The following is a 13,330-nucleotide window of genomic DNA, read 5'->3' on the forward strand; positions in this document are numbered from 1 at the left end:
GTTCTATTTCTCATTGAAACCTGGATTAAATACACATTTTTCCATCGTTCGAGTTTCTGCCCTCTCATTTTTTCGTGATGCGGAATTAACTATGGATAGGATATTAGAAAAATATTCGTCTTTTCTGGATTCAAGTTGGATAAGCTTTCATTCGTTTTTGGGGAATTGAGGAAATAAAAAATGTGCTATGCAATGCATAACGGGACCTCACATTGGAAATACGTTTTTCATTTTTTTAAGGAGATGGGAATATGAGTTTAGAAGATATTAAAGGAACTTATGATTCCGTATTTAGTTTAGGAGATCTTTGTTTGACATCCATTCAGCTTAAGAAAAATAATTTGAGACCTTTTTCGGGAGTGTTGGATTGGATGGCATCTCCTTCGTTATCAAATGTCAATCGTCTTTTGAAAAATCGATTTGTCGGTTTTATGGACCTGCCTAATTTAAGAATAATAGGTTATGCTTCTGATCAGCTAATTTGTGTATCGGATGACGGCTATCAAATAGTTTCTAATCATGATTTTGAAGTTGGAAAAAATACACTTTCACATTTGGGCGGTTACCCTGAAGTTAGAGAAAAGTTTGATAGACGGATAAAGCGCTTTTTAGAGAAAATGGAGACCAGCAAACGGATCCTTTTTGTTCGAACAGAAGGCACGTTTGAAGAGGTCTTAGAGCTTGAGTCCATTTTATCCAAAATGGTGAAACATGATTTTCGAATACTCATCGTCAATCATACCGATGTCAGCGGCCTGACCGAAAAAAATTGGCCTATTGAAAGAGTCAGCGTGGTTGAACTTCCGAATCGGGACATTTGGAATGCGAATGATCATTTTTGGAAAATGATGTTCGACGGAGTTCAACTGAGCGGAAAATAAGGGACTAAATACGGGACAATTCTACCGTAACAAGAATGGAAGATTCCTAAACGGAACAGTCGCCTGAAACAACAGGTGTTTCATCTAGAATGAATCTATCAGGAGGTCAAGTAGATGTTTCAAAATAAAGTGATTTTGGTGACCGGCGGGACAGGCTCATGGGGGCATGAGCTCATAAACCAGTTATTATCGCTAAACCCTAAAAAAATCATTGTTCTTTCCAGAAACGAAGCCAGTCAAGTAGAGATGAGCAGAGCGATTGAAGACCCTCGATTGAGCTTTTGCATCGGTGACATTCGAGACAGGGAAGCGTTAGTCAAAGCTTTTGAAGGCGTCGATTATGTGTTTCATTTAGCTGCTTTAAAACACGTCCCCGTCTGTGAAGAACAACCTCTCGAGGCATTGAAAACAAACGTGCTAGGTACTCAAAACGTAATTGAAGCTGCATTAGAAAATGGAGTAAAGAAGGTCATCAACGTATCGACCGATAAAGCGGCAGACCCCATTAACTTCTATGGGATGACAAAAGCCATCGGTGAAAAATTAGTGGTATATGCGAATCAGATCAGTTCGGATACCCAATTTATTTGTATAAGAAGCGGAAATATTCTAGGAAGTAATGGAAGTGTGCTTCAATTATTTATGAATCAAATCAAAAAGAAAGAGATCAAAATTACGGATAAAAGAATGACACGTTTCTTCTTAACCAGGGAAAATGCAATCAAGTTGTTAATAAAAGCTGCAACAATAGGAAAAGGCGGAGAGATTTTTGTCATGAAATCATCCGCATGGAGAATTCTGGATTTGGCTGAAGTGTTGATAGAAGAGTCCGGGGAGAGAGATGTCAAAGTTGTCGAATTTGGAGCTAGACCGGGAGAAAGATTCCATGAAGTTCTGATTTCTGAACATGAAAGCCAAAATACAGTCGTCTATGATGAAGACTTCTTAATTGTTCTTCCTACGATCAACATCCCTGGGTTAAAACAGTTTTATGCTGATTGTTTACCTGTAAAAGGAAATTATTCTTCCAAAGAATTTTTGATGACAAAAGAAGAAATCAAACAAATGTTGGTGGAAGGCGGATTTTTAAAATAAAGGCATTGGTGCTATTCAAAAAGGGTAGCACCGTTTGCCTTTCTCATTTAGAACGAATTAGGTATCTGTGTACCAAAACAATGCAAAGTAAGGAATAAGAACGATTAACAATAGTCAGCTTATTCTACGGAAAACCAATACGATTTGTTCCCTTGAATCTGCGTTTATTCGCAGAATCTTTTTTATCAAGCAAGTTGGCTAATGGTCATTTTGTAAGAATGAGGGGCAAAGACCACTGTACTGACAACATCATAAGATTAATGGAATTCAAATGTGTTGCTCTATATCAGATAAACCAGAAAAAGAGCTGATCATGAAAGGAGCAGCCCGTTCCGTCATATTCGATCTGCTTGTCCAACCTGGATTTTCTCCTTTTGGATGATCTTTTTGTCAACTCTTTGTGTTTCTTGCATAGGATAAAGTAATCAACCTGTAGGATCAAAGTGTATTGATTATGACAGTCATCATATTGTATGAAAAATTATCAAAAAAGTGAAAACCATTTTAGGAGGGGAGGAAAAGAATCAAATGGATAACCATCAGTTTGCGATTTCAAAAGAAGATTGGTCCCTCCATCGGAAAGGGTATGAAGATCAACAGCGACATAAAGAGAAAGTGCAAGAAGCTATTCGAAACAACTTGCCCGATTTAATTACGGAAGAAAGCATCATTTTATCCAATGGCAGGGATGTAGTGAAGATACCGATACGCTCATTAGACGAGTATAAAATCCGTTATAATTACGATAAGAACAAGCACGTCGGCCAAGGAAACGGAGACAGTAAAGTCGGAGATGTCATTGCAAGGGATGGCAGCAGCGAACGAGGACCTGGAAAAGGCCAAGGTGCAGGGGATAAACCGGGAGAAGATTATTATGAAGCGGAAGTTTCTATGGCTGATTTAGAAGAGGCATTTTTTGCGCAGCTGGAACTTCCTAATTTAAAGCAAAAGGAACAAGAAGATCATACTGTTGAGAAAATTGAATTCAACGATATCCGCAAAACGGGATTGATGGGGAATATTGATAAGAAAAAAACGATGCTCACCGCTTTTAAAAGAAATGCATTAAAGGGTGAGCCAAGATTCCATCCGATTATTCCGGAAGACTTGAAATTTAGAACTTGGAACGAAGTGCAAAAGCCCCATTCCAAAGCAGTGGTGCTGGCCATGATGGACACGAGTGGATCTATGGGGATATGGGAAAAGTTCATGGCTAGGAGTTTTTTCTTTTGGATGACCCGATTTTTACGAACGAAATATGAAACGGTAGAGATTGAGTTTATCGCCCATCATACGGAAGCAAGAGTAGTCACGGAAGAAGAGTTTTTTTCCAAGGGCGAAAGCGGGGGGACGATTTGTTCTTCTGCCTATCGAAAATCGCTGGAACTAATTGAGGAAAAATACCAACCTTCTCGGTATAATATTTATCCTTTCCATTTTTCTGATGGGGACAACTTGACTTCCGATAACGCAAGGTGCATCAAACTCGTCAAAGAAATCATGGCTGTGTCGAATATGTTTGGTTACGGAGAAGTCAATCAGTACAGTCGCCATTCCACTTTAATGTCCGCCTATAAAAACATCAAAGACGAAAAATTCCGTTATTTCATTTTAAAACAGAAAGAAGATGTCTTCCACGCCATGAAAAGCTTTTTTCATAACGATGATCAGTCCAAAGTGTTGGCTTAAGTCTCATAAACAAAAAAGCTTTGAGTGCATCGGAGAGATCGGCATCGGAGCTTTCTTAATAACCTGTTAAAATAATGGAAACCCACAGAAATTTTAAAATTCTGTGGGTTTTTTAGGTGCGCCCGGCATGTACATGAACTATAGGGTGTAAGTCCCGAACCCCGAAGACAGAAGTAGAGGTTAGCCAAGAGCAAGGGTGTCCGTGGTGACGCGGAATCTGAAGGAAGCTGGAGGCAAAACACCGGTCCGAGGAACACGAACCTCATATAAGGCTAGGTATGATTGAGTGAGTTTGCATAACAAAACAAAGCTCTTTCTGTCGAAGGTCATATCGAGTAAATGAGGCGGATAGATGGTGTGAAAGTGCATGTACTTACCCGGGGAGGTCTGGCGGATATGTGAAGTACTCTTCATAACCTACTTAGTGATAAGTAGCTGAACCGTCAGAAGTCAGCAGAGGTCATAGTATTAGTTGGTCTAGAACAACTAAGAAGGACCGAACAATTAAGAGAGAATAGCCCTTGGTATTCAGTGAGTCATGATGAACACAGAAAACGTAGTACCTCACTTGAGGGAGGAAGCGGTGAATCCCGTGGGAGACCTCTTGGAGGGTGGAGTGACCACTGGCATAAAGAGAACAGCTATTCACGGAAGTTATAAAGACTTGCGTCAATTATCTTAATTGAACCGCCGTATACGGAACCGTACGTACGGTGGTGTGAGAGGACGGGAGTTAATCGCTCCCTCCTACTCGATTGATTAGGCTTTCTTGAAACAGGAAGAAAATAGTCTAACTCCATTTTTCAGATGGGGACAACTTGACTTCCGATAACGCAAGGTGCATCAAACTCGTCAAAGAAATCTGGCTGTGTCTAAAATGTTTGGCTACGGAGAAGTCCATTAGTACAGCTGCCATTCCACCTTAATGTTCGCTTATAAAATCATCAAAGACGAAAAATTCCGTTATTTCATTTTAAAGCAAAAAGAAGATGTATTCCAATTTTTATTGAAAATAGCGTTTTTCATTCCCGGCAGACCGATTCTTTTTTAGCTTTTGATTTCGTTTCTTCTTAAATGAAAATTTAAAGTATCTGGCATCTCCTTTGTTGAGCCGAGTCCACTTGCGGCTATTTTCAAAAAGGATCCATTTGAAGCTTTCATTTATTTTTTTGATATTAAGAAGTATTGTCAAAGTAAATGTGTGCCGCCATTATTTTCACAGAAAAATTTCATATTTTTATCAAAATTTGTAAAAAATCTACACAAAATATTTTTCCTTTACTATAATGGTTAGGTGGGAAGCTCACGATATTTGCACCACTTTGGAGGAAACGTCCATTTTACATCGTACAGTTTATTTTGAAGTTAATTGTTTGAATATTAATAAATATCTTAAATAATGTTTATGAGAAACAGAAATTGGTGATATAAAGAGGATTGTTTTTTTGGCGCAAACTGTTTCATTGTACAATTTTCTAGAATTCGACAGAAAGGAGGAGATTATGACTGGGATGATAAAGGAACCAACACAACAAATTTCGCCGAAGGCTGTGAAGATGTGGCGAATAAGTGACGCCATCACGTATTTCATTGCACTTTGCATCCTATTAATCCTTCTGTATCTTCAGCAATATTATGGGTGGAAAAGTTGGATAGGTCTTATTCTCTATGTTCTTTTAATACTCCTCATTATTTCCTCCATCGTTGAAATCGTGATTGTACCTATTTATCGACAGCGAACTTGGCGCTACGAAGTCGACGAGAAATACATACAATTGAAGTATGGAGGAGTATTAAAGAAAACTCATTTAATCATACCTATGACGAAAGTGTTATACGTCAATACGAATCAAGGTCCGCTCTTGCGAAAATTTGATTTGTCGACGATAAAGATAGGGACGATGGCTTCTGTGCATGAAATACCGGCTGTTCCTGAAAAGAAAGCAGCGGAATTACGGGAAAAGATTGCTGTTTTAGCGGGAATTAGTGAATCAAATGAATAGGGGGTTCTATTCCTCCATGAACAGGGAAACAACAAATAATAAAGCTCATCGAATACATCCGCTATGGATCGTCTATTCGATTGGCAAGTCCGTAAAGGAATTGGTTTTTTTTGTTATTGGTCTTATGATTTATATACGTTCAGATTCAGATTCTATTTTCTTCAAATTGGGAGTTTTAGCCGGAATTCTCTATTTGATTTATAAAGTCGTTTCTGTATTGTTAGAATGGTTCCATTTCAAGTATTTATTTACGGACACGGAATTGTGCATTCATGAAGGACGATTTATCTTGGCAAGCCGTTATATTCCATTGGAGCGGATTCAAGGCATCAGTCGGAATACACCTTTGTTTCATCGTTTGTTCGGACTCACCTCTCTCTTGCTGGATACAGGTGCAGTCGGCAATAAATCCTCCGTCAAACTTGAAATGATCACCTGCAAAGAAGCCGAACGAATACAAAAATATTTTAGTCATGCCGATTACTTGGAAAGAGACGTGAGTAAACCTAATGAGGGGACATTAAAAGCGAACCTGCCGGAACATTCCTCAAGGAAGAAGCATTATGAAATGACTTCTAAAGAAATATTTGTGGCTTCCGTTACGTCGCTTCATTTACTTATTTTTATTTCGCTGCTTTATACCTGTTATTCGAATTTAAATGATTTTTTGTCCATAGACCCATATATAGAGGCTGTTCTCTCCTTCTTTCAAAAATCTTGGTTATTAACGGCCGTTGGTATTCTTGCTCTGTTGGTGTTATCAATGGCTTATGGTTGGGGAAGGACTTTCATTCGGTATAGAAATTTTGAGGTTACTTCTGATCAGCAACGAATTTTTATTAAAAAAGGTTTGTTTCATCAGACTGAATTTTCCATTCCAAAGGAAAAAGTTGAAGCCATCATTTTAAATACAAAATTTCTTCAAAAAATCTTGGGAATTGTGGAGGTGAGAATTGTAAGCACAGCTGAAGAGGATGATGAAGAGATGAAAACGGCCAATATACTCTTTCCTTTTATTCATAAAAACAAAGCTTTACTACTGATATCTGAGATTTTGCCTACATTTAAAGTGGAAACGGACATGGTGAATCTTCCTCGGTCAGCTATTTTTGTAAAATTAGTGCGGACTAGCTATATTTGGATCGCAGCAGGAGCGATATTCTACTTCTGGCCAAGACTCTGGTATGTTCCGCTTGCTTTTCTAGTTCTTACTCATATTTCCCAACTATTAAGTGGTTTATCTAATGGCTACAAGCTTAGTGGCCCTTTTATCCAACTTCAAAGTGGATCTTTTTCCACGAAATTATTTATCACAACCCGAATGAAAATTGAAGAGTTAAAAGTAACAGAATCAGTACTACAGCGTAAGTTTGGCCTCGCTTCTCTTGAAATTTTTACACGTTCTAAATCCGTTCAAGTGTCGAAAATTTCGGATATTCCGAAAGATGTGGCAATTAGCTGCTATCAATGGTATGGAAAGAACGGAGGAAACAAGGGATAATATAAGGTTTCATGTATTGAATAAAATTTAGGATTAATACAATTTAAAGAATTGGTTATATAAAAGAGATAAAATTTCATCATGGGGTGTTATTTTTACATAACCGTGAAAAATGAAAAGGAGAGAGTTTTTTGAAATCTATACTACCACCACTAATTTTCGGGCTCATTTTATCCATAGTCTGGGGGTATTTCTCGGATTTAAGGCAAGGAGAAACACGAACGTTCATTATTAGGATTATTGTTGTGCCTTTGATTCTAATACTATTTAGCAAGATGCGCGAAGCTAAAAAAAAGTAAGTATTTTTAAACTCCCTTCTACGGTCTAAGAATTTTGTTTTGATTTTTAATGGTACCAAATCCTTTTGCATTTCATCATCATGGACTGAAGAAATTATCTTTTGACAGCAGGGCATTTTGGACTTTTGCTGGCGAAAGGATTTTAAAGTTTTTCAACCAAGCAATTTTATGATAAAAGGAGATTTCATATACGAAATCTTCTTTTCGATGTCGTTGTCGACGATCCTTTTAAAGGAGAATCTTCGTAACAGCATTTATTTTTCAAGAAAAATCTCTTACCCCCAGGATTTAGTATAGAATCAAAAAGAAAAACGGTGAAAAAGCTGTTTAGAAACGCTAAACAGCTTTTCTCGTTTTTTACGGAATTAAATATCTCCACAGCTTTTCGCTCTATTCCTTATCTTCTTTCTTTGGCATTCTCATTTTTTGTACCAAAAGAAGAACTTGTGTTTGGCTATTCATGATCATCCATCGTTTTCCTGTCTTGATAGGCGAATTTTATCTGCGTTGTCAGGATGCTGCCTTCAAATTAGATTCTTTGCCTGTTTTCGTTTTTTCGAATCCATTGCGTTGCCTTTCAGGGAGTTTAAACGGGTTGAACTAAGTTATATAGGATATGAAAGGAATTTAACCCACTATGGATCTTTACAGATGGATAAAATTAGAAAACATAAAAAAAGATCTTTTTTATCATTCTAAAAGTGTAACTTAAATTGAAGGAGGAATCACCTGTGACTATCATCAGTCAAGTGAAACAAACTCTAGCCGGATTAAAAAGTGCACAAGCGAGCTTCGAAACCTTTGCACTAGGAACCGATAATCAACAAGCTAAACAACTTTATCAAGATGCTGCCAAACAAACACAGCAACTAGTTGACAGCCTTTCTGCTCGTGTTCAACAAATTGAACAAGAAGAACCTCAATACAAACAACAATAATGTACAAATTAGATAAAAAGGTTGGTTGGATCAACCAACCTTTTTACACCTTTAAACGGAACGTGATGAGCACATAGATCTAAAGGCAAAACAACAATTGATATAGTTTAGGATATACCGAATATCTGAATCAGATAAAAAGACCAGTACTGAAAGACTGTAATGAAGCTTGCCTTATCGGGCAGGCTATTCCAATGTTTATGATCATGATTCTTAATAAAGCGAGGTGGTTTTTGATGTTGACGGGGCATCGTACTTGGGTTTTCGATCAAAAGCCCGCCATTATTTCTACTGGTACAGTTGGTGGACCTTTTGAAGCGAACGGAATGCTGGCATTAGATTTTGATCTGCTTCATTCCGATTTATGGCTAGGTCAAGATTCTTATGAAAAAGCCCACAAGATCCTTTTAGAAGAAGCCTGTCAAAAAGCCATCGAAAAAGCCGGTCTTCAAAAAGAGCAAATTCAGTTTTTCCTGGGGGGAGACTTGATTAATCAGCTTACCCCTACCAGTTTTGCTATGCGCACGCTAGGAGTGCCTTTTCTCGGTTTGTTCGGAGCCTGTTCAACATCGATGGAGGGACTGGCTCTTGGTGCTTATATTGTTAATAACAAAGGAGCCGACTATTTGTTAACAGGTGCTTCTAGTCATAATGCAGCGGTTGAAAAGCAGTTCCGTTATCCAACGGAATACGGTGGACAAAAACCGCCCACTGCACAATGGACGGTAACCGGTGCTGGAGCTGCTTTGTTAAGCAGTACTGGTGACGGTCCTAGGGTTACGTCTGCTACGATTGGTCGTGTTATTGATATGGGGATGACCGATCCGCTGAATATGGGTGGGGCAATGGCTCCGGCAGCTGTGGATACGATAGAAGCTCATTTAAAAGAACGAAATGTTGACCCCTCTTACTATGATTTAATAGTGACAGGAGACCTTGGTCAAATTGGACATGATATTTCACTTGAACTATTTCATAAACACGGCACCCCTATTCGTGAAGAACAGTATCAAGATTGCGGGCTCATGATCTACCGGGAAGATCAGCCGGTCTTATCTGGAGCGAGTGGTGCAGGATGTTCCGCGACCGTCGTTTACGGCCATTTGTTAAACCGAATGAAAAAAGGGGAGTTAAAACGAATGCTAGTGGTCGCAACGGGTGCTTTGTTATCGCCCTTATCCTTTCAGCAAAACGAAACCATCCCTTGTATCGCACATGCGGTGTCGATTGAATACGAAAACGGGCCATAAATGGCATTTTTCTTATCTGAAGAAGCTTTTTTGTTAATTGACTTCTTTTTGGAGAAAAAAAGCTGTCAATAAACGGCTGCGACACCAAAATCTCAATTTTTGTATGGAAAATCATTTTTCGGTTTTTAGAAAATTTTCTCTGTTTATATGTAAATAGGGGATGCCTAAAACTAAAAGGTGTAAGGAGAGGATACGATGACCATTGCATCGGAAGTGAAACAATGTATGGCCAGCCTTAAAGGTGTAGAAGCCAGCCTGTCCAGTTTAGCATTGCGCACCCAAGATGACGAATCAAAACGTACATTGCATGAAACAATGATGATCGTCCATGAAGTGGTGGAAGATATCAAAAAACGTGTTGGAGAGTTGGAACGAGAAGAAACTCAGTACAAAGGGTTTTAAGATCACCTATTCTTTTGATGGAGGTGTTGCGTTGTGCCCAATTGGTTAGATGTTGTGATACGGTCCATATTGTTTATGATTATTCTTTTTTTAATCACAAAATGGCTGGGGAAAAAACAAATATCTCAACTTTCTTTTTTTGAATATGTAAATGGTATCACCATCGGGAGTATAGGAGCAGAGGTTGTGACTGGACTTGAGCAAAAAATCTCATTAGGGATCATAGCGATCATCACTTGTGCGGCTATCCCCTTTTTGGCGGGCCTGTTATCGTTAAAGAGCAAAGGTTTCCGCGGCTTTATTGAAGGAAAAGGGACGATTTTTATCAAAGATGGAAAAATCATGGAAGACAATTTAAAAAAGGAAAGATACTCGACAGATGAGTTGTTGGAATTGCTTAGAAAGAAAAACGTTTTTCAGGTGTCAGATGTGGAATTTGCCGTTTTAGAGCCAACGGGAGACTTATCTGTCTTATTGAAGAAAGAAAATCAACCTTTGACGGCAAAAGATTTGAATATGTCGGTTGTTACGGTGAAGGAGCCTCAGACGGTTATTATGGACGGAAAAATACTGGATGAGCCGCTCACCACGATTGGCCGAAGCAGGAGATGGCTAATCACGGAACTGGAAAAACTGGGAGTGACTATCGATAATGTTTTTCTTGGACAGGTCAATTCCTATGGCGAATTAACGGTCGATCTTTATGATGATAAGCTTAAAGTTCCATCTCCGCAAGAAAGACCATTGATTCTCGCCACTATGAAAAAATGCCAGGCCGATTTAGAGTCATTTGCCCTTGGAACCGAAAATAAAGAAGCTAAGGAACTATACAGGAAAAATAGCGAAAAATTGCAAAAAGCGATTGAGAAAGTATCCCCTATATTAAGAAATTAGAACGTGTGCATGAAGAATCGTTTATTTTGGCTGATTCAATCCTATGTCTTATGGATAAAGAAAAAAATATCGATGAATACAGCAAGAAGCCTGGAAGAGCTGATAACGACCGCTGGATGGTGAATTTCAGTAAATACCGAAGAAGGACTTTTTATCTTGATCAGGATCATCCGTAAGAAAACCATCTTGCCACAACAAGAATACTCTGACACAGAAATGATTCCATCAACTTTTTGAAATACAGGATTTTCTATACGATGTATTATTTAAAGCAAGCCTCCATTCACAAAAGGATACAAAACATCTACAATTTTAGAGAACTACATTAGCCTGGCAAAGACGGGTATCTCCAATAAACACTACGACCTCCGTATCATCGTCATCTCGTTTTTTGAAAGTCAGTATGATTGATATGGTTTTTGTCATTTTTTATGTTCACGACAATTTCTTTTTTGAAACGGATCATTTTATTTAACATTTGAATACTAAGGAAGTTTTCTCATTATATTTAAAGGTGTAAGCAAACTTTATAAAGAGAGAGAAAAAATAGACATTCATCTTTTTGTCCAGTCGACGATCTCAGATGTGTTTTCCTAAAAAACAAAACCGCCAAGCGATCAGCCGGCGGTTTTGTTTACATACGTTTTTTATTTTCTGATGAAACGTTCGATTCGTTAATCCATCATTTTCGTCAACTTATTAGACAATGTCAGTAAGACTAATCCTAGTAGAATAGCAATTCCTCCGATAAGACTAAATACTTCCAAGTACCCTAGAGAGTCTGTATAAGTGGCGAGTTTTCCAGCTAAAATGTTAGCAAATCCGCTGGCAGAGAGCCAAACCCCCATCAATAAGGAAGCCAGTTTGACCGGAGCGATTCGGCTCACGACTGAGAGACCAACTGGTGATAGGAACAGTTCGCCAACCGTATGGAATAAGTAAGTAAACACAATAAATAACAAATTGGCTTTATGTTGAATATTATTCGGATCGCTGCCCGTTTTCATCACGGCTAAGACAAGCACAAAAAATCCCAATCCAAGCAGCATCATGCCGACCGCCATTTTCGTCGGGATCTTCCAATCGCCGCGTTTGGATTTGTTTAACTTCATCCAAAAGGCAGAAACAACTGGAGCTAAAAGGACGATAAACAGAGGATTTACAGATTGAAACCAAGATACAGGAATCGTCCATCTGAATATTTCCCGATCAATAAATTTTTGAGTGTACAGTGTCATAGAACTTCCGGCTTGTTCAAATCCTGCCCAGAAGAAAACGACAAACGCAGCAAGGATAAAGATCACCGCTGTTCTTTCTTTATCTTTCTTCGTAAGCGGTTGAGATTGTTTGATTCCTTTATTGCTCTTTTTCGGCTTACCAGTCGGTTTTTTACCGATATCGCCTAAAAATCGATTGCCAAGCGCATTGAAGATAATTTGTCCAATGATCATCCCAATGGCCGATACAAGGAATCCATACTTATAACCGTATTGGATAAAACCATTCATCGTTTTAGCAAACAAATCTTCTGACACATAACCAACAATGAGCGGGGAGAAGAAGGCCCCAACATTAATACCCATATAAAAAATGGTAAACGCAGCATCACGGCGGGGATCGTTTTCAGAGTAGAGGTCACCGACAATAGTAGAAATATTCGGTTTGAAGAAGCCATTTCCTATAATTAGAAGGGCTAAACCTGTATAAAGAAAGGTGTGGTTTTGATGGGCAAATAAGGCCAAATTCCCAAGCGCCATTGTCAGTCCACCAATTGTAACGGCCAGCCTTCGACCTAGAAAACGGTCTGATAAATATCCACCGAGCAACGGCATAAAATAGACGGCCCCAGTAAAGAAACCATAGATGAGCATGGCCGATTGTTCTTTCATCCCTAAACCGCCGGCTGCAACAGATGCAGTTAAATATAAAACAAGGATGGCTCTCATTCCATAATAGCTGAAGCGTTCCCACATTTCCGTCATGAATAGCAAATACAATCCAGGGGGATGTTTCGACTTTTTCTTTGGCTCAGGAATGTTATAATCTTGTTGTTGTACTATGGTTCCCATAGACGTCCTCCTATAAATATTTAAATTGTCTAAACTATGTGCAATATATTAATTTAATAATATTTAATAATCAATATATGTAGAAAAAGAAATAATTTTATAAATCAATAAAAAAATAGGAAAATTAAGATAAAAATTGGAAGAATTGCGTAAAATCAATGTTTTCAATAATTTTACATGGACAGATATGGAAAAAGAAAATAAAAGTAAAACTATTTTTATTATTCTTTTTATTTTCTGATAGAAAAGAAACAGAGGTTTGTTGTTTATATTTTCTTAACGGGTATAGTTTGTGAAGGCAATAGATCC

10 protein-coding genes and 1 pseudogene are annotated in these 13,330 nt (G+C 38.3%); 10 read left to right on the forward strand and 1 reads right to left on the reverse strand.

From position 1 onward, the window contains the following. Positions 1-251: 251 nt before the first annotated feature. From NST81_RS04585 to NST81_RS04630, 10 genes and pseudogenes are all read left to right on the forward strand, one after another. Entirely contained in the window at positions 252-881 is a 630-nt protein-coding gene (locus NST81_RS04585) for a DUF1796 family putative cysteine peptidase (RefSeq protein WP_048622778.1), read from the forward strand. A 114-nt stretch (positions 882-995) separates the two neighbouring features. Next, positions 996-1,976: a polysaccharide biosynthesis protein gene (locus NST81_RS04590; protein WP_048622779.1), complete on the forward strand. Its 981-nt coding sequence runs from the start codon at positions 996-998 to the stop codon at positions 1,974-1,976. A 528-nt stretch (positions 1,977-2,504) separates the two neighbouring features. Next, a complete protein-coding gene (gene yhbH / locus NST81_RS04595) occupies positions 2,505-3,665 on the forward strand; it encodes a sporulation protein YhbH (RefSeq protein WP_048622780.1) in 1,161 nt (386 codons plus the stop codon). 797 nt (positions 3,666-4,462) lie between these two features. Next, a pseudogene (locus NST81_RS04600) lies at positions 4,463-4,716 on the forward strand (DUF444 family protein); the annotation flags it as partial. A gap of 451 nt (positions 4,717-5,167) precedes the next feature. Further along, complete coding sequence (locus NST81_RS04605; RefSeq protein ID WP_003353243.1) at positions 5,168-5,668, forward strand: PH domain-containing protein; 501 nt, start codon at positions 5,168-5,170, stop codon at positions 5,666-5,668. Between the two features lie 16 nt (positions 5,669-5,684). Next, positions 5,685-7,169, forward strand: coding sequence for a PH domain-containing protein (locus tag NST81_RS04610; RefSeq protein ID WP_328204049.1), 1,485 nt, complete (start codon positions 5,685-5,687; stop codon positions 7,167-7,169). Positions 7,170-8,199: 1,030 nt separating this feature from the next. Then, on the forward strand, positions 8,200-8,406 hold the full coding sequence (locus NST81_RS04615) for a DUF1657 domain-containing protein (protein WP_003353240.1): 207 nt from the start codon (positions 8,200-8,202) through the stop codon (positions 8,404-8,406). 236 nt (positions 8,407-8,642) lie between these two features. Then, positions 8,643-9,656 carry a stage V sporulation protein AD gene (gene spoVAD, locus NST81_RS04620; RefSeq protein ID WP_048622782.1) on the forward strand — a complete coding sequence of 338 codons (1,014 nt, stop codon included), beginning with the start codon at positions 8,643-8,645 and terminating at the stop codon, positions 9,654-9,656. A gap of 195 nt (positions 9,657-9,851) precedes the next feature. Further along, positions 9,852-10,058, forward strand: coding sequence for a DUF1657 domain-containing protein (locus NST81_RS04625; RefSeq protein ID WP_048622783.1), 207 nt, complete (start codon positions 9,852-9,854; stop codon positions 10,056-10,058). Positions 10,059-10,091: 33 nt separating this feature from the next. After that, complete coding sequence (locus NST81_RS04630; protein ID WP_048622784.1) at positions 10,092-10,952, forward strand: DUF421 domain-containing protein; 861 nt, start codon at positions 10,092-10,094, stop codon at positions 10,950-10,952. A gap of 674 nt (positions 10,953-11,626) precedes the next feature. Here the strand turns inward: NST81_RS04630 and NST81_RS04635 are convergent. Continuing rightward, positions 11,627-13,021, reverse strand: a complete 1,395-nt coding sequence (locus tag NST81_RS04635; protein WP_328204042.1) for a peptide MFS transporter — start codon at positions 13,019-13,021, stop codon at positions 11,627-11,629. Positions 13,022-13,330: the final 309 nt, after the last annotated feature.

This window comes from Bacillus sp. FSL W8-0223 (assembly GCF_038006805.1).
GTDB lineage: Bacteria > Bacillota > Bacilli > Bacillales > DSM-4216 > Bacillus_O > Bacillus_O smithii.

Excerpts from the sequence above, each read along its gene's own strand:
- NST81_RS04585 (WP_048622778.1), top strand. The coding sequence starts at position 252 with ATGAGTTTAGAAGATATTAAAGGAACTTATGATTCCGTATTTAGTTTA.
- NST81_RS04590 (WP_048622779.1), top strand. The coding sequence starts at position 996 with ATGTTTCAAAATAAAGTGATTTTGGTGACCGGCGGGACAGGCTCATGG.
- yhbH (WP_048622780.1), top strand. The coding sequence starts at position 2,505 with ATGGATAACCATCAGTTTGCGATTTCAAAAGAAGATTGGTCCCTCCAT.
- NST81_RS04605 (WP_003353243.1), top strand. The coding sequence starts at position 5,168 with ATGACTGGGATGATAAAGGAACCAACACAACAAATTTCGCCGAAGGCT.
- NST81_RS04610 (WP_328204049.1), top strand. The coding sequence starts at position 5,685 with ATGAACAGGGAAACAACAAATAATAAAGCTCATCGAATACATCCGCTA.
- spoVAD (WP_048622782.1), top strand. The coding sequence starts at position 8,643 with ATGTTGACGGGGCATCGTACTTGGGTTTTCGATCAAAAGCCCGCCATT.
- NST81_RS04625 (WP_048622783.1), top strand. The coding sequence starts at position 9,852 with ATGACCATTGCATCGGAAGTGAAACAATGTATGGCCAGCCTTAAAGGT.
- NST81_RS04635 (WP_328204042.1), bottom strand. The coding sequence starts at position 13,021 with ATGGGAACCATAGTACAACAACAAGATTATAACATTCCTGAGCCAAAG.